23 protein-coding genes, 1 rRNA gene and 1 riboswitch are annotated in these 20,526 nt (G+C 52.3%); of the genes, 20 read left to right on the top strand and 4 right to left on the bottom strand.

Annotation, left to right across the window (positions count from 1 at the left end; all coding sequences use genetic code 11):
- The first annotated feature begins 18 nt into the window (after positions 1–18).
- Positions 19–135, top strand: a 5S ribosomal RNA gene (rrf, locus tag HMPREF1207_RS28410).
- Between the two features lie 269 nt (positions 136–404).
- On the opposite strand, the gene HMPREF1207_RS28405 is transcribed toward rrf, so the two are convergent.
- Positions 405–920, bottom strand: a complete 516-nt coding sequence (locus HMPREF1207_RS28405) for a hypothetical protein (protein ID WP_009671912.1) — start codon at positions 918–920, stop codon at positions 405–407.
- Between the two features lie 272 nt (positions 921–1,192).
- Between HMPREF1207_RS28405 and HMPREF1207_RS28400 the strand changes: the two genes are divergently transcribed.
- The 10 genes from HMPREF1207_RS28400 to rsmI all read left to right on the top strand — a co-directional run bounded on the left by HMPREF1207_RS28400 (position 1,193) and on the right by rsmI (position 8,733).
- Complete coding sequence (locus HMPREF1207_RS28400; RefSeq protein ID WP_009671897.1) at positions 1,193–1,378, top strand: sigma factor G inhibitor Gin; 186 nt, start codon at positions 1,193–1,195, stop codon at positions 1,376–1,378.
- 111 nt (positions 1,379–1,489) lie between these two features.
- A complete protein-coding gene (locus HMPREF1207_RS28395) occupies positions 1,490–3,013 on the top strand; it encodes an aminotransferase class I/II-fold pyridoxal phosphate-dependent enzyme (protein WP_009671913.1) in 1,524 nt (507 codons plus the stop codon).
- 46 nt (positions 3,014–3,059) lie between these two features.
- Positions 3,060–3,725, top strand: a complete 666-nt coding sequence (gene tmk, locus HMPREF1207_RS28390) for a dTMP kinase (protein WP_009671873.1) — start codon at positions 3,060–3,062, stop codon at positions 3,723–3,725.
- 19 nt (positions 3,726–3,744) lie between these two features.
- Positions 3,745–4,074 (top strand): cyclic-di-AMP receptor, encoded by a 330-nt coding sequence (locus HMPREF1207_RS28385; protein WP_009671881.1) that lies wholly within the window; start codon positions 3,745–3,747, stop codon positions 4,072–4,074.
- A 58-nt stretch (positions 4,075–4,132) separates the two neighbouring features.
- Positions 4,133–4,579: a YaaR family protein gene (locus HMPREF1207_RS28380; RefSeq protein WP_009671907.1), complete on the top strand. Its 447-nt coding sequence runs from the start codon at positions 4,133–4,135 to the stop codon at positions 4,577–4,579.
- A gap of 20 nt (positions 4,580–4,599) precedes the next feature.
- Complete coding sequence (gene holB / locus HMPREF1207_RS28375) at positions 4,600–5,577, top strand: DNA polymerase III subunit delta' (protein ID WP_009671884.1); 978 nt, start codon at positions 4,600–4,602, stop codon at positions 5,575–5,577.
- Position 5,578: 1 nt separating this feature from the next.
- Positions 5,579–6,382 carry a PSP1 domain-containing protein gene (locus tag HMPREF1207_RS28370; RefSeq protein ID WP_016424270.1) on the top strand — a complete coding sequence of 268 codons (804 nt, stop codon included), beginning with the start codon at positions 5,579–5,581 and terminating at the stop codon, positions 6,380–6,382.
- A 36-nt stretch (positions 6,383–6,418) separates the two neighbouring features.
- Entirely contained in the window at positions 6,419–6,757 is a 339-nt protein-coding gene (yabA, locus tag HMPREF1207_RS28365; RefSeq protein ID WP_009671886.1) for a DNA replication initiation control protein YabA, read from the top strand.
- 74 nt (positions 6,758–6,831) lie between these two features.
- A complete protein-coding gene (locus HMPREF1207_RS28360; protein WP_009671882.1) occupies positions 6,832–7,629 on the top strand; it encodes a tRNA1(Val) (adenine(37)-N6)-methyltransferase in 798 nt (265 codons plus the stop codon).
- A gap of 6 nt (positions 7,630–7,635) precedes the next feature.
- Positions 7,636–8,733, top strand: a complete 1,098-nt coding sequence (gene rsmI / locus HMPREF1207_RS28355; RefSeq protein ID WP_009671864.1) for a 16S rRNA (cytidine(1402)-2'-O)-methyltransferase — start codon at positions 7,636–7,638, stop codon at positions 8,731–8,733.
- Positions 8,734–9,085: 352 nt separating this feature from the next.
- Here the strand turns inward: rsmI and HMPREF1207_RS28345 are convergent, their stop codons facing one another.
- A complete protein-coding gene (locus tag HMPREF1207_RS28345; protein WP_009671874.1) occupies positions 9,086–9,340 on the bottom strand; it encodes an AbrB/MazE/SpoVT family DNA-binding domain-containing protein in 255 nt (84 codons plus the stop codon).
- Positions 9,341–9,680: 340 nt separating this feature from the next.
- On the opposite strand from HMPREF1207_RS28345, the gene HMPREF1207_RS28340 reads away from it, so the two are divergent.
- The gene (locus tag HMPREF1207_RS28340; RefSeq protein WP_009671915.1) at positions 9,681–10,955 is read left to right on the top strand and encodes an HD domain-containing protein; all 1,275 of its coding nucleotides are present in this window, start codon (positions 9,681–9,683) and stop codon (positions 10,953–10,955) included.
- A gap of 36 nt (positions 10,956–10,991) precedes the next feature.
- The gene (locus HMPREF1207_RS28335) at positions 10,992–11,759 is read left to right on the top strand and encodes a TatD family hydrolase (protein ID WP_009671899.1); all 768 of its coding nucleotides are present in this window, start codon (positions 10,992–10,994) and stop codon (positions 11,757–11,759) included.
- On the opposite strand, the gene HMPREF1207_RS28330 is transcribed toward HMPREF1207_RS28335, so the two are convergent.
- Together HMPREF1207_RS28330 and HMPREF1207_RS28325 are read right to left on the bottom strand one after the other, a co-directional pair.
- A complete protein-coding gene (locus tag HMPREF1207_RS28330; RefSeq protein ID WP_009671903.1) occupies positions 11,742–13,004 on the bottom strand; it encodes an ABC transporter permease in 1,263 nt (420 codons plus the stop codon). The genes HMPREF1207_RS28335 and HMPREF1207_RS28330 overlap by 18 nt on opposite strands.
- Positions 13,001–13,744, bottom strand: a complete 744-nt coding sequence (locus HMPREF1207_RS28325) for an ABC transporter ATP-binding protein (protein WP_009671901.1) — start codon at positions 13,742–13,744, stop codon at positions 13,001–13,003. The genes HMPREF1207_RS28330 and HMPREF1207_RS28325 overlap by 4 nt, the downstream gene beginning before the upstream one ends.
- A gap of 287 nt (positions 13,745–14,031) precedes the next feature.
- Positions 14,032–14,227, top strand: a riboswitch (cyclic di-AMP (ydaO/yuaA leader).
- Between the two features lie 279 nt (positions 14,228–14,506).
- Between HMPREF1207_RS28325 and HMPREF1207_RS28320 the strand changes: the two genes are divergently transcribed.
- The 7 genes from HMPREF1207_RS28320 to ispE all read left to right on the top strand — a co-directional run bounded on the left by HMPREF1207_RS28320 (position 14,507) and on the right by ispE (position 20,429).
- A complete protein-coding gene (locus HMPREF1207_RS28320) occupies positions 14,507–15,628 on the top strand; it encodes a 3D domain-containing protein (RefSeq protein ID WP_009671885.1) in 1,122 nt (373 codons plus the stop codon).
- A gap of 106 nt (positions 15,629–15,734) precedes the next feature.
- The gene (rnmV, locus tag HMPREF1207_RS28315; protein WP_009671863.1) at positions 15,735–16,280 is read left to right on the top strand and encodes a ribonuclease M5; all 546 of its coding nucleotides are present in this window, start codon (positions 15,735–15,737) and stop codon (positions 16,278–16,280) included.
- A gap of 48 nt (positions 16,281–16,328) precedes the next feature.
- Entirely contained in the window at positions 16,329–17,249 is a 921-nt protein-coding gene (gene rsmA, locus HMPREF1207_RS28310; protein WP_009671890.1) for a 16S rRNA (adenine(1518)-N(6)/adenine(1519)-N(6))-dimethyltransferase RsmA, read from the top strand.
- A gap of 62 nt (positions 17,250–17,311) precedes the next feature.
- Positions 17,312–18,190 (top strand): sporulation peptidase YabG, encoded by an 879-nt coding sequence (gene yabG / locus HMPREF1207_RS28305; protein WP_009671923.1) that lies wholly within the window; start codon positions 17,312–17,314, stop codon positions 18,188–18,190.
- 383 nt (positions 18,191–18,573) lie between these two features.
- A complete protein-coding gene (gene veg, locus HMPREF1207_RS28300; protein WP_009671869.1) occupies positions 18,574–18,855 on the top strand; it encodes a biofilm formation stimulator Veg in 282 nt (93 codons plus the stop codon).
- A 184-nt stretch (positions 18,856–19,039) separates the two neighbouring features.
- Entirely contained in the window at positions 19,040–19,219 is a 180-nt protein-coding gene (locus HMPREF1207_RS28295; RefSeq protein WP_009671894.1) for a small, acid-soluble spore protein, alpha/beta type, read from the top strand.
- Positions 19,220–19,574: 355 nt separating this feature from the next.
- Positions 19,575–20,429 (top strand): 4-(cytidine 5'-diphospho)-2-C-methyl-D-erythritol kinase, encoded by an 855-nt coding sequence (ispE, locus tag HMPREF1207_RS28290; RefSeq protein ID WP_009671887.1) that lies wholly within the window; start codon positions 19,575–19,577, stop codon positions 20,427–20,429.
- Positions 20,430–20,526 lie beyond the last annotated feature (97 nt).

Genomic DNA, 20,526 nt, shown 5'->3' with positions numbered 1-20,526 from the left:
TGTCTGAATAGACACCTGTTTGGTGACGATGGCGGAAGGGAACCACGCGTACCCATCCCGAACACGACCGTTAAGCCTTCCAGCGCCGATGGTACTTGGACCGAAGGGTCCTGGGAGAGTAGGACGTTGCCAAGCACAAATAAAACCTTTTCGAATGAGAGTTCGAAAAGGTTTTTTGTTGTTTAAAGATATATTTAAGATAGTACGGGAAAGATCGGTCAAGGGTAGAACCTCTGATCCGATCATTTTTTGTGCCGCGCAGTTCCCATCCGGGTGTGGTGTCGTAAGACGAAAGTCACCCACCTTAATTTATTTTCCATTTCCGTGACCCGTAATTTCCATTTTTGAGACGCGTTTTTACCAATTTTATTTCCAGGAATGTTAAGTCTGAGGGCACGTAAGACTTACTGTTTGTAACACGAAGTTTCATTAGCACGGAGGCGCAGCCAGCCGACCTGATATTGTTTTCGGAACATCAAAAACATATAAAACCGCCCGCCTAAAATCCACAAATGCACAAACAAGATATTGGATAAGGCTGCAGCGCTGAACCAAGGATAGAGAAGCAATATACCGGCGAAACCCGAGATCAGCAGGTGCAGATGAAGACGGAAGAAAGACCGAAACATCACGTACTGCGCGGGAATATAGCCTGTCCAAAGATGAGCAAATCGGAAAGACCAGCCTTGAGGCTCCGCTTTTCTGACAAAATGAAGATACCCGCGGATTGCCAGCATATGAAGAAGTTGAACGAAAATATAGCCGAGACACAAAGAGAGCAGACTGCCTGTCAGCAGGGCCTTAACCGCCCATACCGCAGCAAATGCGTAATAAACGCCGAGCAGCAGGAGATGATGCGGAATTCGTCGAAGAAGGGTATACGTGTAGATAATCGCATCGCTGGAAGTGTTTTTTTTCAAATTGGAAAGCCTCCGTTTAAAACATCTGTTGTTCTAGTCAGTATCTCATAAGTAGGGTACTCTATCTATATCGGATTTTAGACCAGGTTTTTTAAAGATTAAAGGTGGAGAAAGCTTGCTGCAATGAGAGCTTTGCACACAGGCAAAAGTGCCAAATCCCGTACATACGTGGAGAGGGGGCCGCCGTTACGTGCTTGAAACCTTTCTTTTGCGTCTAAAAGAATCGTAAACCGGACATACTGCTAATAGGAAAAAAAGTAGAGGTGATCCGTATGGAAGACCCGGTTCTGGTGAAATGTATCGTGTGCGGAGAAGAAAAGCAAGAAGGCATTCAGATTGCTTCGGAATTTATCTGCGATGCTTGTGAGGCTGAAATTGTGCGTACGGATGTAATGGATGTCAAATATTCTTTTTTTATCCGGCAGTTAAAGCAAATTTTTTATAAACAAAACGCTTGATACCGGACGGCGGAAGTGTGTAAACGCGCGAAAAATGCCTTGATTTTCGGGACGGCTGACAGGTATGCTTAATTTACTTCATGAATATAAGATTTCAAAGGATGCTTGGATATGCCAAATCGCGAAAACGCGCCCCTTTTCGAAAAAATGAGGGAGCATTATGAACGAAGACCGGCCAGTTTCCATGTACCCGGTCATAAATCAGGCAGGGGAGCGGACCGTGAGGCCGCTCCTTTTTTTGAGCCGCTGATGGCGCTCGACTATACCGAGATCAGCGGCCTGGACGATCTCCACCAACCCGAAGAGGCGATCCGCGAGGCGCAGGCGCTCGCGGCAGATTGTTTCGGGGCGGAGGAGACGTTTTTTCTCGTTGGCGGCAGTACGGCCGGCAACCTGGCTATGATCATGTCGCTGTGCGGACCCGGCGACATTCTTCTCGTGCAGCGCAACGCCCACAAATCCGTGCTGCACGGATTGATGCTGGCTGGCGCGCACGCGGTGTTTGTTTCCCCGCAGACCGACGGGGAAAGCGGTATACCCGCCTCCGTGAGGCTGAGCGACGTCGAAGACGCGCTCTCCCGGTATCCGGAGGCGAAAGGGCTGCTGCTGACCAATCCGAACTATTACGGAATGGGAGTGACTTTGCGCCCCTATGCCGATCTGATGCACCGGCACGGCCTGCCGCTGCTGGTGGATGAGGCCCACGGGGCGCATTACGGCTTTCATCCGGCGCTGCCGGAGTCCGCGCTTGCATGCGGAGCCGACGCCGTGGTCCAATCCACCCACAAGATGCTTACGGCGATGACGATGGGGGCGATGCTTCATCTCCGGCATGATCGGATGGACCGGGAGAGAATAAGCATGCTGCTTGCAATGCTGCAAAGCTCCAGCCCGTCCTATCCGATCATGGCTTCTCTCGACTTAGCCAGGAGACAGATGCACCTCCATGGGGAGAGGCTGGTCGCTGAAGGGTTGAAAGCCGTTCAAAGACTCCGTGACGGTCTGGAGGACATATACGGTTTCCGGCAGTTGAAACATCATTCGGCACAAACCGCATACGAGCATATGGATCCTTTCAAAGTGACGATATACGATGGGACGGGAACGTTGAGCGGCTCTGAGCTGCAAGGATTTTTAGAAGAAGCCGGTTGTTTTGTGGAGCTTGCCGCGGATAAAGCCGTTCTGCTTCTTCTAACGCCCGCCTCGACAATTGAAGATGCGGAGAGAGCCTTGGGAGCCTGTGAAGCCATTTCCAAGGAATACTTGACAAATAAGCAGGAACTTCCGGGCATTAGCCCGAATAGTATGTATAAGCCTCTTCTTAACTCCGTTTCCATACCCGTTCCCATGAACATACCCGTTACCCGAGACATGAAGAACAGCGTACAGGACTCTGTATGCGTCATGCCGATTGAGAGTTCCGCCGGAAAAAGATCCGCTGAAATGGTGATCCCTTATCCGCCCGGAATTCCTTTGCTGTATCCTGGAGAGCTTATTCAAGAGGATACGGCGGCAGAGCTTAAGCGGCTGGCCGAATCGGGAGCGAGATTTCACGGAAGCCGGGAGGCGGCGAAAGGCAACCTGAGGGTTCTGACGGACATTCCGGAGGATACTCATAATAGCAACATAGAATAACTTCCGGCCGGAAGGTTGGTTTCGTTTTTATTTTTAGGAGGGTAATGTGAAAGAACTATTTCTTACATTCGAGGGTCCTGACGGCTCTGGTAAAACGACGCAGCTGCGGAGACTGGCCGAATCGCTGCAGGCGCTCGGATATGATACAGTCGTAACACGGGAGCCGGGAGGCACACCGATCAGCGACCACATACGCAGTCTCGTTCTTACGCCGGATTACAAGGAGATGGCGGATCATACGGAGGTCCTGCTCTACGCCGCATCGCGTGCCCAGCACGTCCGGGAATTTATCGTGCCGGCGCTGAAAGCGAACCGCATCGTGCTTTGCGACCGTTTTGTCGATGCGAGCCTGGCTTATCAGGCCTACGGACTTGGAATCAGCTTCGATGAGGTGGCGGCCATTAACCGTTTTGCGACCGGAGGACTGGAGCCTACACGCACATATTTGCTGGATGTTCCGGTTGAAACGAGCCGTCGGAGGCTCTTGGCCAGGACGCAGTCAGCCGGCGGAGAAGGTCTTGACCGTATTGAACAGAAGGGCGAAGCCTATCACACCCGCGTGCGGGAAGGGTTCATGAAGATCCTGGAACAGAATCCCAAACGGATTTGCCTGATCGATGCGGACCGCACCCAGGATGAAATCGCTCATGATATTTTGCAGGATTGTAAACAACTGTTAGATCGTGTCTTTTTTCCAAAGCCTGAGGTATAATGAAAGAGGGGGATCTGCGATGAAACTCGTAATCGCCGTTGTTCAAGACAAAGACAGCAATCGTCTTTCCAATGCTTTGATCAAGGAAGGGTTCCGTGCAACCAAGCTGGCCAGTACCGGAGGTTTTCTGCGTGCAGGCAACACGACGTTCATGATCGGTATCGAGGATGAGCGGGTTCCGGAAGTTTTCAAAGTGATCAAGGCTAACTGCAAAGTCCGTGATCAGCTTGTTACGCCGGTATCGCCGATGGGCGGTACGACAGATTCATATATTCCGTTCCCGGTTGAAGTGCAGGTCGGCGGTGCCGCCGTATTCCTGCTTCCGGTCGAACGTTTTGAGCACTTCTAAATCGGCAGGGACCGACCGACGGAACCCGCCAATACGCAACAAAAGGGGAGCATGAAGCTTGAAAATCAACCCGGGGTGGCAGCCGATCGGTAAGAACGTAAAGGTTCCGGAAACGGCGCCGACTCTTCAATCGCCTCCCAAAGACTTCTCCGCCTTTATGCTCAAGCATGACGAGAAGGTCACCATGGAGCAGCTTAACCGGATGCTTCAGCAGATCGGGCTCCAGGGTGACCGTCTCTCCAGATCCATGAAGCTGCGGGAACTTCGGCAGTACAAGCTGCTGATTAAGCAGTTTCTGGAGGAGACGGCCCGTCAGGGAGTCGGCTTGCGCGAAACTCGCGGATGGGACAGGAGAGGCCGGACGAAGAGGTACAAGCTGCTGGAGGAAGTAGACGGTGCTCTGCTCAGCATGGCGGACGATCTGCTTGAAACCGAGCAGGGACGGCTGGAGATTTTGCAGCGAATAGGCGAGATACGGGGCATGCTGATCCACTTTTTATTTTAAAGACAGTGGAGAATATACAAATGTCTTTTCAAACGATCCCAGGCCAGGAAACGGCCAAACGCATATTGCAAAGCGGCTTGCGGCAGGATAGAATATCGCACGCTTATATATTTAGCGGTCCGGTAGGTACGGGGAGGAAGCAGACGGCCCTTATGCTTGCGAAAGCCATCTACTGCACGAACCTCAAGGATGACGCCTGCGGGGAATGTCTGGAATGCAGGAAGGTCGAGCATGGCAACCATCCGGATCTTTACCAAATTGAGCCCGATGGGGCTTCCATCAAGATCGACCAGATTCGCGAGCTGCAGAAGCAGTTTGCCTACCGCTCCGCAGGTTCGGGCACGAAGATTTATATTCTGAATCAAGCGGAGAAAATGACTGTCCAGGCTGCCAACAGCCTGCTTAAGTTTTTGGAAGAACCGAACTCGAAAGTGGTTGCGGTACTCGTTACCGAGAATGGACATGCTCTGCTGCCGACCATTCAGTCCCGGTCTCAATGGATTTCCTTCACACCTATGCCGCGGGCCGAGATGGCGAGAGTACTGTTGGAAGAAGGTCACCCTGCTGCCCTGGTGCAGCCTGCCATTCATTTGACGGCCGGCCTACAAGCGGCCAAAGAAATGATTCAGACAAATGGGTTTGCCGAAATCCGCAGCACAATGATACAATTGTTGAGGGAAACGCTGACACGCTATCCGTCTTCCTTTGTTACGCTGCAGCAGAAGTGGATCAAAGCCGGGCTGGCCGATCATACGGCTCTGCTTTTCGATCTCATGATTTTATGGTTGAAAGACATGGTTTCCCTGCGAATCGGTCGCAAGGAAAATTTCGTATATATCGACCAGATGGATTGGATGGGGCCACTGTCGTTCAAGAGGGAAACCGGAGAATGGGTGCGTTTGCTGGCCCAGGCGGTTGAACTTCAAAAACGGCTGCGTTTTAATGCCAATCCACAGCTGGTTATCGAGAAAATGCTAGTGGACATACAGGGGGTGTAACATGTATTCCGTCGTAGGTGTCCGCTTCAAGAAGGCGGGCAAGGTGTATTATTTTGATCCCATTGACCTTCCTGTGGAACAAGAGAACGCCGTAATCGTTGAGACCGCCAGAGGCATCGAATATGGTAGAGTGGTCATCGGAAAGAAAACCGTTCAAGAGAACGATGTGGTCCTTCCGCTCAAGAAAGTCATCCGGATTGCGAATCCGACGGATGCCCAGCTTGTTGAAGAGAACAAGAAAGCGGCCAAAGATGCTTTCGGGATTTGTTTGAATAAAATCAAGGATCATCAGCTCAAAATGAAGCTGGTGGACGTGGAATATACATTTGACCGGAATAAAATTATTTTTTATTTTACGGCTGAGGGAAGGGTTGACTTCCGGGAGCTGGTTAAGGACCTGGCGAGCATTTTCAGAACGCGTATCGAACTCCGTCAGATCGGGGTACGGGATGAAGCCAAAATGCTGGGCGGTATCGGACCGTGCGGCCGAATCTTATGCTGTTCTTCATTCCTGGGGGATTTCGAACCGGTATCGATCAAGATGGCCAAGGACCAGAACCTGTCCCTGAATCCGACCAAAATTTCCGGATTGTGCGGCCGTCTTATGTGCTGCTTGAAGTTCGAGCATGATAACTACGAAAGTGCCAAAGACAGCGTGCCTTCCGTAGGAACTTATGTGATTACCTCACTTGGCAACGGCAAAGTGCTTTCACTGAACATGAACGAAAAAACTTGCAAGGTTCAGCTGTACGATATCGGCAAAATAATGGATCTTCCTTTTGACGATGTAGCGGAGCAAGATTAGTTAACGGATGCAGGAAGCGTTACTTGAGGTGAGACAGTGGAGAAACATGAAATGTTTGCGCAAATCGACGGTTTGGAAGAGCAGATCGGAAAAGCATATGCGGAGCTTGGCGATTTGAAGAAAACCATCATTTCTTTGCTTGAGGATAACCAAAGGCTGATGATGGAAAATCAACAGCTTCGCAAATTGCTGAAGCAGGGGGATGCCGAGGAGACGGACTCCGAACCGGTGAAAGGCGTTGAGCCTGTAATCGGCGAGGGATACGACAACCTGGCCCGTCTGTATTATGAAGGCTTCCATATCTGCAATGTCTATTACGGACACTTGCGGACGGAAGGAGACTGTTTGTTCTGCCTGTCTTTCTTAAATAAATAACGTAAGCCGTAGGGAGCTTTTCTCTACGGTTTTTTCCATATGAGAATTCCGGTTAAAATAAAGGAGGAGTCCACGTGCAGGTTGCACTGCATGAAACGGAGCGGATCGACGATCTGCTGACACATGATTTGAAAATCATCCAAAGCGAAGAGGTATTTGCCTTTTCTTTGGATGCGGTTTTATTGGCAAGGTTCTGCACGGTGCCTCCACGGGGCAAAATTGTGGATCTGTGCTCCGGCAATGGAGTCATTCCCCTTCTGTTGTCTACAAGGACACCCGCAGCCGAGATCTGGGGCGTCGAAATCCAGGAGCGCTTGGCAGGTATGGGAAGACGCAATATCGAGCTGAACGGTTTGCAGGAAAGGCTTCACATGGTACATGCCGATCTCAAGCAGATTCACCGGACACTGGGAGCTTCCGGGTATGATCTGGTGACGGTCAACCCGCCCTATCTGCCAGTTCCTGCGGGTGAACAAAACCGCAACGAGCATGTGGCGGCCGCAAGACACGAGCTGTTCTGTACCTTGGAGGACGTGGTAGCCTCTTCCGCTAAACTGCTGAAAGCCGGAGGCAAGATGGCCATGGTACACCGGCCGAACCGGCTGGTCGATATCTGCACGTTAATGAGACAGTACCGCGTCGAGCCCAAAAGAGTCCGTTTCGTTCACCCGCGGCAGGGAGAAGAGGCGATGATGGTACTGATCGAAGGTATCCGTGACGGTAAAGCGGATATGCGAACCCTTCCGCCGCTCTTCGTTCATGAGGAGGGCGGACGGTACTGCGGCGAACTTCATGCCGTATTCTACGGGGAGAAGAGCGAGTTGGAAGCAGGCGGGCAAAAAAGCCCGGAAAACGAAAGAAACAGAGGATAATCCAGCATGAATTTTAATATACAGCGAAGCTATATAATGAAGAAAGACGATCAGCGCATAACCGGGAAGGAGGGAGATGCGGCGGATACAGCGGAGAACATAAAGGATCGAGCGGCGTTAGAAGTGGAAGATTCAACGAACACGGAAAGGCAGACCGGTGCTGATACGTTCCAAAAAGGTACCTACGGCCATGACGCTATCTCGTCTACACCGGAACAGGTTCAGGGCAGAGCCCGCGGCCGTAAACCCGAAAAGTCGATCGGCATGGGGATGCTTTATCTGGTAGGCACTCCGATCGGCAATCTCGAAGACATGACCTACCGGGCTGTCCGTGTCCTGAAGGAAGCGGACCTTATCGCCGCTGAGGATACGCGCCAGACTCGCAAGTTGCTGACTCACTTCGATATTTCCGGGAGGCTCGTCAGCTATCACGAGCACAACAAGCAGGCGAGCGGCCCGGAGCTGGTCCGGCTCATGAGCGAGGGGCAGACCATCGCGCTCGTCAGCGATGCGGGACTGCCCGCCATCTCCGATCCCGGGCACGATCTTGTCCGGCTGGCAATTGAAGCCGGAGTTACGGTCGTGCCGATCCCGGGCGCGAACGCGGCCTTGTCGGCCCTTATCGCCTCAGGGCTGCCTACCGATGAATTTACCTTCAACGGGTTCCTGCCGCGCGATAAGAAAGATCAGCAGCGGGAGTTGGCGAGGCTGGCGCCTGCGCAGGGCACGCTGCTGTTCTACGAATCCCCCCATCGGGTTGTCCGTACGCTCGAGCAGATGCTCGAATCATGGGGGGATCGGGAGATCTGCCTAGCGCGCGAATTGACGAAGCGCTATGAGGAATTCGGGCGAGGCCGGATCAGCGGGGCGCTGGCCCATCTCGGCGAACATCCGCCGCAGGGCGAGTACGTCGTCCTCGTGGAGGGACGAAGCGCAGCCGAAACGGCGGAGGCGGAAGCCGCCTGGTGGAAGGAGCTTTCACTGGAGGAGCATGCCGCCCATTACATGGGACAGGGGATGAGCAAGAAGGAAGCGATCAAAAAGACCGCTTCCGACCGGGGGCTGCCGAAGCGGGACGTCTACAACGAGCTGCTTCAGAATTAAGCTGCCGGTCCAAGAGAAATTATGCCCAGGCTTGCGGGTATGATTGCAGAGGCTCCGGAATCACCGGGCGGACCAGGGAATGAGCGCTTCCAAACGAGGCCCGATGCAAGTGATGACGGAGCCATTCTGTACGGAGACGCGTGTGCACTTTCGGCGGCTCCTATTCCCTCAGGTTTCGCATGGGGTGCTTGGCAACTGTGCCCTGCAGCAGAAAGCTTTTTCACGTTTCCGGACAAAAAAATGTCCCTAATCCATGACGGTGGTCCGCCGGGATCAGAGACGTAGAGGAGATATGAAAAAGGTTAGAATTACCAATGGGAACTTTGCTAGTTCTTATTATATACTATTTTTCTTATTTTGTCACAGGTATTGGCATTTCATTTAAACATTCGTGACAAACAATTTTTCCTTTGAAATAAGTCACATTTTCAGCGTTGCCGCAGAAGATACAAGCAGGCTCATATTTCTTGAGCATGATGCGCTCGCCGTCTACATAAATCTCCAGCGCGTCCTTTTCACCGATACCGAGTGTACGGCGAAGTTCGATTGGAATAACGACACGCCCCAATTCGTCGACTTTTCTTACAATACCTGTGGATTTCATCATATATAAAAGCTCCTTCCAATCTACTGAAATAATTAATCGTCATTATTCGACATAGTTTTCGATATTCATGATACCAAGCATTCCCAAAATAGTCAACCCAAAATTGGTCTCTAATTGCAGTTTTTATATTTAATGAATTCTTTGTGAAATGCCGAATTCCTCCTTAACCCTTAAAAATAAGTGGATCTTTTGCAGTTAACCGCTTTCCTTTGAACTGACAATTGTTTTATTTTTGTGACAAGTACCACTTGGTTTGGAAAATGGCCAGAAACATTATTCGACAAAATCCTTGTTTAATTGATCAAATAGTCGGCTTTTATGTCGAAAAGGAGGCGGAAAAATGATAGAAGAAAAAGTTTTTAAAGACCCTGTCCATAAATATATTTATGTGCAGGACCGTACGGTTTGGGACCTCATCAACACCAGGGAATTTCAGCGGCTGCGGCGTATCCGCCAGCTGGGCACTTCATTCCTGACCTTTCACGGCGCGGAGCACAGCCGTTTTTCCCACTCGCTCGGCGTTTACGAGATTACGAGAAAGATTATTTCTCAATTCGAAAGAAATTCATATGCCGACTGGCCGGAAGAGGAAAGGCTGCTTTGTTTATGCGCCGCCCTGCTGCATGATGTCGGTCACGGGCCATTTTCCCACTCTATTGAAAAAGTATTCGGAACGAATCACGAAAATTGGTCCTGCCGGATCATTTTGGGTGACAGTGAAGTAAACCAAGTGCTTTCCAGAGTGTCGCCGACGTTTGCCCATGACGTTGCCGGTGTCATTTGCAAAACCTATCGCAAGGAAATCGTAACGAGTCTCGTCTCGTCCCAGCTCGATGCCGACCGGATGGATTATTTGCTGCGGGACGCGTATTTTACAGGTGTGAATTACGGAACTTTCGATCTGGAGCGTATTCTGAGGGTAGTACGGCCTTATAAAGGGAAAATTGTCGTAAAAGAGAGCGGGATGCATGCCGTCGAAGATTATTTGATGTCCCGTTACCAGATGTACTGGCAGGTTTATTTTCATCCGGTTACCCGGAGCGCGGAGATTTTGCTGGGGAAAGTTCTAGAGTGCGCCAAGGCGCTATTCGAAGACGGTTACTCGTTTACATTTATGCCGGAGCCGATCCTTCATCTTTTCCAAGGGAAATTGTCGCTGGAGGATTATTTCCTCCTGGACGAATCTTTGATGCAGACGGTTCTGATGTATTGGAGTTTGGAAAAAGACCCCGTGCTGGCTGATTTGTCCGGCCGCTTTCTGCACCGCCGCTTGTTCAAATTCTCGGCCGTGGAAGAGTGGGACAAAGAACTCCTGACGGAATTCCGTGACGCTCTGGTGGAGGCCGGGTTTGATGCGGATTATTATCTGGAGCTGGATTTCCCTTCGGACCAGTCGTACGATGTATACCGGCCCGATACCGGCAAGGAAGACAAACAACCCATTCTGCTGCTTGACGGCCAGGATAAATTGACGGAAATTTCGGCACGCTCCGAAATCGTCAAATCGATCTCGGGCATTCATATGGGGCAGCACCGTATATATTACCCCGCCGAGTTGTTTGAAAAAGAGGGCGGCAAGGCTGCGGCTCTCCGTAAGAAGCTGTTCGACGCCTAATTCAAAAAAACAGACGAAACAAAAGGAGTTCCCGTTATGCTGACCGATACTCATACTCATATGAACAATGAAGCTTTCAACGAAGACCGTGATGATGCTATCCAAAGGGCGTGGGACAACGGGGTAACCCGGATTGTTAACGTAGGGTTCAACCGCGAAACCATTCCTTCTTCCATCGAGCTTGCCGAGAAGTACGATTTTATATGGACGACAGTAGGCTGGCACCCGACCGATGCGATCGATATGCGGCCCGGCGACCTTGAATGGATCGAGGATCTGTGCAAGCACGAGAAAGTAGTGGCGATCGGGGAGATCGGGCTGGACTATCACTGGGATACGTCGCCGAAAGATGTGCAGGCGAAAGTGTTTCGCGAACAGATCCGCCTTGCACGCAAGGTCGGACTTCCGATCGTGATCCATAACCGAGAGGCTCACCAAGATATCGTCGATATCCTGAAAGAAGAAAAAGCCGCCGAAGTCGGCGGCATTATGCACTGCTATTCCGGCAGTTGGGAAACGGCAAAGCAGTGTCTGGATATGAATTTCCATATTTCCTTCGGGGGTCCCATTACGTTCAAAAACGCCAAGCAGCCCAAGGAAGTCCTCAAGCAGGTGCCGCTTGACCGCCTGCTTATCGAAACGGATGCGCCTTATTTGACGCCTCATCCGTTCCGGGGCAAACGCAACGAAACGTCATACGTGCGTCTCGTTGCCGAAGCGGCGGCCGAGCTGCGCGGCATGAGCCTGGAGGAACTGGCCAAAGTGACGACGGACAATGCCGTGCGTTTACTCGGCCTCAAATGAAGCGGTAAATTTCCGCTTCGTTACCGTAGCGCAAAGCACGAGGCCGAGCGCGAGCCCCGCAAGCGGGGCGGCTGCATAAACGCCCGCCCCGCTTAGCACCATCAGCAGGGTAAGAACGATACCCTGCAAGGTGAAAGCGGCGCTGATGATTCGCACCACGGCGTCCACTTTCCGGCGCGGATCTACCGGGTAAGTCTGCAGCCAGAACGTGTAGCGGTGCGATTGTTCCAGCGAGGTGAGCTGGATCAGCGAAATGAACATGGCCACAAGGCAGACGGCGGCGGCCACCGGTGCGGATTGAACGGCCGCGGCTGCGAGGCCGGCGACAAGCGTGATCCGGACGACGATGCCAAGCAGCTCCGAACGGACGAACGTCTTCGTGAAGAGATACAGATAAAGCGAGGAAGACCGGAACGAATACCGGTTCGTAATTCCGGCCAGCCATCGTCTCTGTTTTACGCGCACAGGAAGCTGGGGCACATCGGCGAAGCCGCTAAAAAACAAGTACAGGCGATACTGCTGTTTGCGCTCGTTGTCGATGAGGTAATCCCAGGCTACGCCGATTGCCCGCCGACCGGGCCCAAGCCTGTACATGACCGCCCAGACGACAAGTCCCGCCAATAGAACGACCCCGCCCGGAAGCGGCCCCGTACCGAACAAGGCGAAAACGACGGCTGCGCTTAAGACCCAGCGGTAACCCGCTGAGATCAGACGCCATCCGGGGGATGAAAAACGGCCTTCCTGCCACGAGCCGAGCAGGTTGGCTGTTTTTATTAGAAGAACAAAAATCGCCATCAGCCACAAGGGCTGTCCTTCCGTACCCGTGCAGTGTTTGTATAAAGGCCATGCAATCAGCATCAGAACGATGGATCGTGCGGCCTGGATCCCCAGACTGTAGCGGAAAGCCGCCCGGAAGAACACGTTCATAACGGGTTCCAGAGGAAGCAGAAACACCCGGTCCGCATTCTTTAGAAGGGTTCGCACTGAGCCGGCTGCGAGAGCCGGAACGAGGACGAGCAGAACGATCCAAATGTAGGGAAAAGATGTCGGAAGCTGCTGAAGTATTTTTGCATAATAATAGGAAGAAACGATAAAAATCAGGAAAAGAAAACCGAAAAACTGGCTTCTTGCGACATAAGCCCAGTAACGGGACGTTTCCTGACGGTAATGGTCGAATCTGCGCTTCCACAGCTGACGGACAGCCCCGGCCGTGCCCTCTCTGTGAACGGCTGCTTCTTGGTTCATGCCGGATTCCTCCGCACCAGCTCATAGAACAGCTCGTCCAGGGTCGCATCGGACAGCCCGGTTTGTTGTCTCAGCTCGTCGAGTGTGCCCTGGGCAAGAATTCGTCCCTGATGGAGAACGACGAACCGGTCGCAGTATCTTTCGATCGTGGCCAGGATGTGGGAACAGATCAGGAAGCTGGCGCCCCTGCTCTTGAAGTCCGCCATAATGTCGAGAAGAGAGCGCATCGCCAGCGGGTCAAGGCCGAGGAACGGCTCGTCAATGACATAAAGCGCGGGCTCGACAAGAAACGCATTCATGATCATGACTTTCTGCTTCATCCCTTTGGATAGCTGGCCCGGGAAGCTTTTGCGCTTAGGCTCCATCTGGAACTCGCTCATCAGGCGGCCGGCACGTTCCTTGAACGCTTCCTTCGGAATATCGTAAGCCATCGCCGTCAGTTCCAAATGCTCTTCAATCGTCAGATCGTCGTACAATTCAGGAGATTCCGGGACGAAAGAGTACGAGGACCGGTAGCCGAGCGGATCTTCCTCCAAGGTCCGGTTACGGATGCGGACGCTACCTTCCTGCGGCTTCAGGAGCCCGAGGATGTGTTTGATGGTCGTGCTTTTTCCCGCTCCGTTGAGTCCAATCAGACCGACCATTTCACCTTGTCCGACTGTAATTTCGAGATCGCGGAGAATCGGTTTTCCGGGCAAATAGCCTCCGCTGAGACGGGAAATGTGAAGAATCGGATTCATGCCTTCACCTGCTTTTCTTCAATCGGTTATTGCGGCTTTCGGCCTTTTGGGCGGATTGCCGTATCTTTTATTATAGTCAAAAAATGCCTGGAAGCCCAATGCCCAAGCGGAACGGCGGAAATGGGGAAAACTAGGAGTGAGATAACGGGAGAAAAAAGGAGAACGACTGCAAGATAATTAGATAAATGCCGGTGGTTTGGTTAAATTTGCTTATTTTTAGGGAATATGCCCCCTTTACAGGTTGGATATTTGAGCGTAATATACTTTCATGATAACTTAATAAACGCCAAGTTTTAACGCTGAGTTTCCGTAAAAGGAAAACGGGGGAACCGCTGTCAAGGTCGGAACAGCTTTTGGGCCGATACAACAGGAAACAATTTGGGGTGAATCTCAATGGCAGGTGCAGGCAGCACCGCCGGCGAGTAGGGCAGCTCTCACGGCCCGAATCCGTCAGCTAACCTCGTAAGCGTACCGGGAGAGATACCAACTGTCGTGTCATTCTGTTTAGTCGCGCTCACACACAGGCCACCGGGAAGCTTTCTCTTTCCGATGGCCTTTTTTGTTCCATATCGGACGGGTATTCGACCCGCATAAACATCAAGCGGAGGTGATGCCGACCCCGTAGAGACTGAGAGCAACCGGTCAGCCGGCGGGAAAGAAGCCAATTGCAAGGGTTCCGTTAGGAACCGCCAAATAAACCTAAGTCGCGTCCAAATCATCATGCGTATCACAGAGGCGAGGCTTTGAAGGAGGACCGAAGAAGTGGGCAATATCTCGCAATCAGAGACCCATGTTAAGCGATCATCCAGCATGTCCTTCGCATTGCGATGGAAGCATGAAAACTTGCGTATGATCATCCTTGCAGCTATCATTTCATTCGCTTTGACTTTCATGTTTTTGGTGTTGTTATACGGTACGGCTGGTAAAAGCGTATCATTGGTGGTAAACGGACGAGAAACCGTTGTGGAAACAAGACAATGGGTCCTACAGCGCCTACTGGATGAACAAGCCATTACAATCGGTGAGCACGATCAGGTATCTATGCCGCTTGACGGCAAGATTCAAGACGGTCAGAAGATTGTCATTGATCATGCATCACCCGTACAGCTAACTGCCGACGGGCAGACACAAACTGTGCATACCATTGCGAAAACGGTAGATCAAGTTCTGCAAGATTCAAATATTTCGCTGGGAGAGCACGACAAAGTGACTCCGGCCAAAGACACGGAGCTTTCAGCCAATGCGGCTATCGAAGTTGTCCGGGTGAAGAAAGAAACGGAAGAAATTTCGGAGCCCATCGCATTCAGTGTGGTCAAGAAATCCGATGAGGATCTGCTGAAAGGCAAAGAGCAGGTCGTACAGGAAGGCCAGGAAGGCGTATTGGTCAAAAAGAAAGAGAAGATTTTCGAAAACGGAAAACTCGTATCCGAGCAAGTTATCGATCAAGCAGTCAAAAACGCCAGTGTGGATAAGATTGTGGCTGTAGGCACAAAAAATCCGGTCGTTACGGTGGCAGCCGCATCCGAACCGGTTAAGCCTAAGCAGGTAACTAAAGCAGGTACCGACATAGACGCGAAGAAAATATTAAAGAACGTTACCTTGACCGCTTACTCTTCCGAAGAGCCGGGCGTAGGCAACCGGACCGCCAGCGGAACGAAGCCTGTTCAAGGGCAGACGATTGCCGTAGATACATCAGTCGTGCCGTTAGGCTGGTGGGTGTACATTGAAGGCATCGGATACCGCCGTGCGGAAGATACGGGCGGTGCTATTAAAGGCCAGAAAATGGACGTTTATTTCGACAGCATGAATTATGCCAAGACTTTCGGTGTGAAACGGGGATATACCGTTTACGTCATCGGTCCGAATAAACCGACACAAGATTAGGATAACATGTTACCTGTAACGAAGATTTACAAACCGGTAACAAACCGTATGCAAAAAGAAGAGGGACACCCTCTTCTTTTTGTGCGCTTAAGAGAGGATAAAGAACATGATCAAAGAAATCATTGTTGTCGAAGGAAAAGACGATACGACCGCCATCAAGCGGGCGGTTGAAGCGGATACGATCGAAACCGGCGGATCGGCAATCAACCGCGCAATTCTGGATCGCATCCGGCTGGCCCAGGAGCGCAGAGGGGTCATTGTCTTCACGGATCCGGATCATGCGGGGGAGCGCATCCGCAAAATCATTTCGGGCAAGGTGCCCGGCTGCAAACATGCTTTTCTCCCCCAGGAACTTGCCGAGAAGCGGGGGGACATCGGAGTCGAGAATGCGACTCCGGACGCTATACGGTCCGCTCTGGCGAACGTAAAGACCGAATATGAGGGCGCCGCGTCTCTTTTGACATGGGAGGATCTGATCGCCGCAGGCCTCGTTGTTCATCCCGATGCCGCGGCCAGACGACTGGAAGTAGGAAAAAAGCTCGGAATCGGGTATTGTAATGGTAAGCAGTTTTACAAGCGCTGCGCCGCTTTTCAAATTTCCCGGGAAGAGTTCGAAGCTGCCGTAGAGCAGTTGGACCGTCCGGATCAATAATTTACGCACAGGCAGCTTTCGTCAGGGACGGAAGCTTGGAGGATGACTATGAAATTAAATGAACAAGGCAGCGGCCCGTCCTTTGCTTCTGAAGATGTGGCAACGCCCAAACGGACCAAAGATATTCTAAACCGGCACAATCTGGTGCTCAAAAAAAGTCTGGGACAGAACTTTCTTACGGACGGCAACGTTCTGCGCAACATCATCTCCGCGGCGGAGCTTGCTCCCGAGAAGGGGGCGCTGGAGATCGGGCCCGGAATCGGCGCCCTGACCCAGCAGCTGGCGAAAGAGGCCGGCCGCGTCGTGGCGGTAGAGATCGACCAGCGTCTGCTCCCCATCCTGCGGGAGACGCTGTCGCCCTATCCGACGGCCGAGGTCGTCCACGGCGACGTGTTGAAGCTCGATCTGAGGCAGCTGATCGAGGAGAAATTCTCCGGCTTGTCCGGAATCAGTGTCGTCGCCAACCTTCCGTATTACATCACGACGCCGATCATCATGAAGCTGCTCGAAGAAAAGCTTCCGCTCGAAAACATCGTCGTGATGATTCAGAAGGAAGTGGCGGACCGGATGGCGGCCAAGCCGGGCGGCAAGGAGTACGGCAGCCTCAGCATCGCCGTACAATTCTATTGCGAAGCGGAACTGGTTACGATCGTTCCGCGCACCGTTTTCGTTCCGCAGCCGAACGTCGACTCGGCTGTGATCCGCCTGCGTCTGCGCAAAGGACCTCCCGTCGAAGTAGCGGACGAAGACTTCTTCTTCGAGGTGGTACAAGCCAGCTTTGCGCAGCGGCGCAAAACGATCTATAACAACCTCGGAGCCCGGTTCTTCTCCAAAGAGAACAAACGCGATTTGGAGGCTCTTCTGCTGGAGGCGGGCATCGAACCAAGCCGCCGCGGCGAAACGCTCAGCATGGAGGAATACGGCCGCGTGGCGGAAGCTCTGCGGAACTGCCCGACCTGCAGCAAATAGAAGCGGGCTAATCACCAATTGCCCACCCCTGCCATACGATAGGCTTAGGAGGGGATGGCTTCATGAGGCAAGGCGATCTGGCGACCCGCAAATCCTACGGCAACGATATCATTTTTCGAATCCAGGAGATCGATACGACAAGGGCGATTCTTCGGGGCGTCGATTTTCGCCTGCTGGCGGACGCTCCCATTGCTGATCTATCCCGCGTAACGGCCGCCCGCGATTCGGATTTTCCGAGAGTGAATTTGCCGAGGGTAGGCGAGACAATCCGCAGCATCCGCCAGTTTCGTCAGGAGCTGTATCAGCTCAACGATAATCTGGTGCGTAATAAGCTGCCCGAGAATACGCAATATTTCGAGATGCCGGGTAAAATCCTGCATCTGGACGGCGATCCGAACTATCTGCGCAAAAGCATGAATCTGTACGGAGAGCTTCGCATCCCCGCGGAGGGCTTCTATGTGAGCGAATCTCAGATGGCTGTCACCCTGCAGCGTCTCCTGCCGCAGGTGAAGCCCGATATCGTCGTTGTCACGGGACATGACGGTCTGCTGAAAAACAGAAAGAAGCTGGACGTACATCAGCTCGACAGCTATAAAAACTCGCTTCATTTCGTCAGGGCCGTCCAAGTCGCGCGGCAGTACCAGAGCAACCGCGACGCCCTGACGATCGTGGCGGGTGCCTGCCAGTCCCACTTCGAGGCGCTGCTGCAGGCGGGGGCGAATTTCGCAAGCTCTCCCGCCCGGGTGCTCATTCATGCGTTGGATCCCCTATGCATAGCCGCCAAAGCTTCCTACACATCGATTCGCGAAACCGTGTCCATGGTCGATCTGGCCGGCGTTACGGTAACGGGTCTGGACGGAGTCGGCGGCATTGAAACCAGGGGGAGCTACCGGATGGGTGTGCCCAGGCTCGTGAACCTGACCGCGGAAGCCACCGTATAAGCTTCTGGCAGGGCGGCTGATGAGGCCGAGGACGCGAAGCGGTGCCAGGGGCTTCCGGAACAAAGGATGCGGCTTTAGCACCTGCTTGGCGTTTAAAGATAAGCGTACAGAACCATGTATCTTGGATACAAGGGGCTGTACGCTTTTTTATACGTTGCGGTTTAAGGGCGGAGAAATGGGCCTTTATAGACCCGGCGGATCTTAGGAAAAGGCAGCGGTGCATAATTCTGCAGGTTTTGACAAAAGCTAAGCCTGTGAAAAGAAACAAAAATAGGATTTTATACCGTTGACAACGTATTTGTCTGGCTGATATAATATTTGGCTTGTTTGACAAACGCACTGTTTTGAGGTATAATAAACAGAGAAAGAGGTGGTAGATCACAATGGCTAAAAATGCACTGTTGGAAATCAAACGCAGTCTTGAGCCTCATGTTGGACAGAAAATCATGTTGAAAGCAAATGGCGGCCGTCGGAAAACCATTGAGCGTTTCGGTGTTTTGGAAGAAACCTACCCTTCTGTTTTTATCGTAAAGCTAGACCAAGAACAACAATCATTTAAGCGGGTCTCGTACAGCTACGCGGATATTTTGACCGAATCCGTTGAAGTTACGGTTTGTGACGATGACGCAGCAGAAGAACTCCGCATCACGTATATACAGCATTAAGAACAGCGGCACTCCTTTTGGGAGCTGCCGTTTTTTGCTTTTCGAGGGCGCTTGTGTGCAAAGATTGTACGGGTCCAAGAGGAAGGTTCCTGTCCATGTCCCGGTGCGAGTGAATGACATTCCGTTCCCGACGCATACTACTGGGGGAAACCTACCGCAATCGCACTCCAAAGGAGGAACTAAGATGAGCAGAAGAAGAAGGGGCGTCATGTCGGAGGATTTTAAGTACGAGCTAGCTAAAGACCTTGGTTTCTATGAGACAGTCGAGCGTGAAGGCTGGGGAGGGATACGGAGCAAGGATGCGGGAAATATGGTGAAAAGAGCTCTGCAGATCGCCGAGCAGAACCTAAAACGCCGTCCGTAAGCGAGGGACGCTGCTGCCCAGTTAACGCGGAGGGGCACCGAGGCTGAACTTCATCCGGCAAGGTTAGCTCAAAAAGATGCAGCACATTCATCGGAATGGAGTTATCGGATCTGCCTGGAATTTCCGAACCGAAGAAAACGGACAGGTAAGGGATTTGCAGGTTCATCCTCTTATGGAAGCTAAGATAGTACCGGATAATCACCGTTAAATACAATTGTTAATAAATAAGTGAACAAATGGAAAATGCCCGCCCCGCTTGTATTTGAACCGTGCGGAAGCTTTAGCTTTTCTTAGAGGCATTTGCTATAATATGTGAAGCTATTATCGGCAAAGCGCCCAAAAGAAGGTGACCGTTGTGAAAATATACGAAAGAGCTTCGGCCAAAATCAACCTGTCCCTGGACGTGTTACGGAAACGGGAAGACGGCTACCACGAAGTGGAAATGGTTATGACGATGGTCGACCTGGCCGACCGGATTGAAATGCAGGAGCTCCCCCGGGATACGATCATCATTTCAAGTCAGGCCGGCTACATTCCGCTTGATGAGAAGAACCTCGCCTTCCAGGCCGCGAGGCTCATAAAAGATCGGTACGACGTCCGCAAGGGCGTGTATATACATTTGGATAAAAAGATTCCGGTGGCCGCAGGGCTCGCCGGAGGAAGCAGTGACGCCGCGGCTACGCTGCGCGGCTTGAACCGGTTGTGGGGACTCGGCATCCCCACGGAGGAGCTGCAGAAGCTTGGCGGCGAGCTGGGCTCGGACGTTCCCTTCTGCGTAACGGGAGGAACTGCGCTCGCCACCGGCCGCGGAGAGATTCTTCACCCGGTGGACAACCCTCTGCAATGCTGGGTCATTCTCGCCAAGCCGCCCATCAACGTGTCCACCTCCGAGGTGTACGGCAAGCTGAATGCTGCGGGAATCAACCATCACCCGGATACCAAACGGGTTTTGGAAGCCATCCGGCATAAACGGTTCGACGAGCTGTGCGGAAGTCTCGGCAACGTGCTCGAAGAGGTGACGCTCCAGCTGTATCCTCAAGTCCGGCAGATGAAAGAAGTGATGGAGAGGCTTGGAGCCGACGGTGTCCTTATGTCGGGCAGCGGTCCGACCGTATTCGGACTCGTATCGAAGGAAGCCAAGGTTGCCCGGATCTATAACGGGCTAAGAGGGTTCTGCAAGGACGTATACGCGGTACGGATGCTCCCGTAGGCATCGAGCATTCGAGATCCATGCGATAGCTCCCGGTGAGGAGCTTTTTTTCTGTCTTGGCGGGGGCGGCCTTGTCCCGAATGTGACGTTTCCTTGT

The sequence above is a fragment of the Paenibacillus sp. HGH0039 genome, from assembly GCF_000411255.1.
Taxonomy (GTDB): Bacteria; Bacillota; Bacilli; order Paenibacillales; family NBRC-103111; genus Paenibacillus_F.
Note: the sequence above shows the minus strand (reverse complement) of the source record. Positions and strands in the feature narration are given on the sequence as shown.

Excerpts from the sequence above, each read along its gene's own strand:
- HMPREF1207_RS28295 (WP_009671894.1), top strand. The coding sequence starts at position 19,040 with ATGAGCAGAAGAAGAAGGGGCGTCATGTCGGAGGATTTTAAGTACGAG.
- yabG (WP_009671923.1), top strand. The coding sequence starts at position 17,312 with ATGAGGCAAGGCGATCTGGCGACCCGCAAATCCTACGGCAACGATATC.
- rnmV (WP_009671863.1), top strand. The coding sequence starts at position 15,735 with ATGATCAAAGAAATCATTGTTGTCGAAGGAAAAGACGATACGACCGCC.
- rsmA (WP_009671890.1), top strand. The coding sequence starts at position 16,329 with ATGAAATTAAATGAACAAGGCAGCGGCCCGTCCTTTGCTTCTGAAGAT.
- HMPREF1207_RS28370 (WP_016424270.1), top strand. The coding sequence starts at position 5,579 with ATGTATTCCGTCGTAGGTGTCCGCTTCAAGAAGGCGGGCAAGGTGTAT.
- HMPREF1207_RS28330 (WP_009671903.1), bottom strand. The coding sequence starts at position 13,004 with ATGAACCAAGAAGCAGCCGTTCACAGAGAGGGCACGGCCGGGGCTGTC.
- HMPREF1207_RS28395 (WP_009671913.1), top strand. The coding sequence starts at position 1,490 with ATGCCAAATCGCGAAAACGCGCCCCTTTTCGAAAAAATGAGGGAGCAT.
- HMPREF1207_RS28345 (WP_009671874.1), bottom strand. The coding sequence starts at position 9,340 with ATGATGAAATCCACAGGTATTGTAAGAAAAGTCGACGAATTGGGGCGT.
- HMPREF1207_RS28325 (WP_009671901.1), bottom strand. The coding sequence starts at position 13,744 with ATGAATCCGATTCTTCACATTTCCCGTCTCAGCGGAGGCTATTTGCCC.
- veg (WP_009671869.1), top strand. The coding sequence starts at position 18,574 with ATGGCTAAAAATGCACTGTTGGAAATCAAACGCAGTCTTGAGCCTCAT.
- HMPREF1207_RS28400 (WP_009671897.1), top strand. The coding sequence starts at position 1,193 with ATGGAAGACCCGGTTCTGGTGAAATGTATCGTGTGCGGAGAAGAAAAG.
- HMPREF1207_RS28385 (WP_009671881.1), top strand. The coding sequence starts at position 3,745 with ATGAAACTCGTAATCGCCGTTGTTCAAGACAAAGACAGCAATCGTCTT.
- HMPREF1207_RS28340 (WP_009671915.1), top strand. The coding sequence starts at position 9,681 with ATGATAGAAGAAAAAGTTTTTAAAGACCCTGTCCATAAATATATTTAT.
- HMPREF1207_RS28335 (WP_009671899.1), top strand. The coding sequence starts at position 10,992 with ATGCTGACCGATACTCATACTCATATGAACAATGAAGCTTTCAACGAA.
- rsmI (WP_009671864.1), top strand. The coding sequence starts at position 7,636 with ATGAATTTTAATATACAGCGAAGCTATATAATGAAGAAAGACGATCAG.
- holB (WP_009671884.1), top strand. The coding sequence starts at position 4,600 with ATGTCTTTTCAAACGATCCCAGGCCAGGAAACGGCCAAACGCATATTG.